The sequence below is a fragment of the Actinacidiphila polyblastidii genome (assembly GCF_036353415.1).
Classification (GTDB): domain Bacteria; phylum Actinomycetota; class Actinomycetes; order Streptomycetales; family Streptomycetaceae; genus Actinacidiphila; species Actinacidiphila polyblastidii.
Window position 1 is genome coordinate 1 of the sequence record NZ_JAZEWV010000089.1, and the last position, 620, is coordinate 620.

1 protein-coding gene and 1 pseudogene are annotated in these 620 nt (G+C 73.2%); both read right to left on the reverse strand.

Annotated elements, in window-relative coordinates; genetic code table 11:
* Positions 1-210, reverse strand: a pseudogene (locus V2S66_RS34345) (hypothetical protein); the annotation flags it as partial.
* Positions 207-620 (reverse strand): hypothetical protein (locus V2S66_RS34350; RefSeq protein WP_330801031.1); only part of this gene is annotated, 414 nt, incomplete at its 5' end. The pseudogene V2S66_RS34345 and the gene V2S66_RS34350, both read right to left, overlap by 4 nt.

Genomic DNA, 620 nt, shown 5'->3' on the forward strand with positions numbered 1-620 from the left:
CCAGTCGTCGAAGTCGCCCTGGTCGAGGCCCTGTTCGTCGGCCATCCCGGCGACGGGCTGTGCCATGACGAACGCGGCGGTCTGCGCGAGCGTGGCGTGGACCTGCGCGTCGGCACGTCGGTCGGCCGCGGCCTGCGGCGCGTGGCCGCTGTCGTAGTCCGCGAGGGCGAGCAGTCGCTCGGCCTCCAGGAAGTGCTGAGGTCCGTTCATCGCTGGCCACCGCCCGTCGGCAGGACCTCGAACGTCGCCCGAGCCACGGTCGAGTCGTCGGCGCGGACGAGGATGAACGGCATCTGCGCGTCGATCACAGCGTGTGTCGCGCGGGCGTACGGGCGGACGTGCCCGACCGCCGCGGCCGCCAGCTCCCGCCGCGTGACCTTGTGGGCGATCAGGTCCGGGACGGATCCGTCGAAGTGCACACGGTAGGTGGCGCGCGGATCGGCGACGGTAACCGGCGGCGCGGGGACAGCCACGGCGGGCGCCGTCACGACCGGCGGCAGGATCGGCCGGGTGGCGGTGAGATTGGCAGCGACGTCGGCCGGGGTCGGGCGGCGGCGCGCCAGGAAGCGAAAGTTCATCGGGGGCTCCCGTTGGAGGTGGGGCAATTCGTGGAGGAGGAG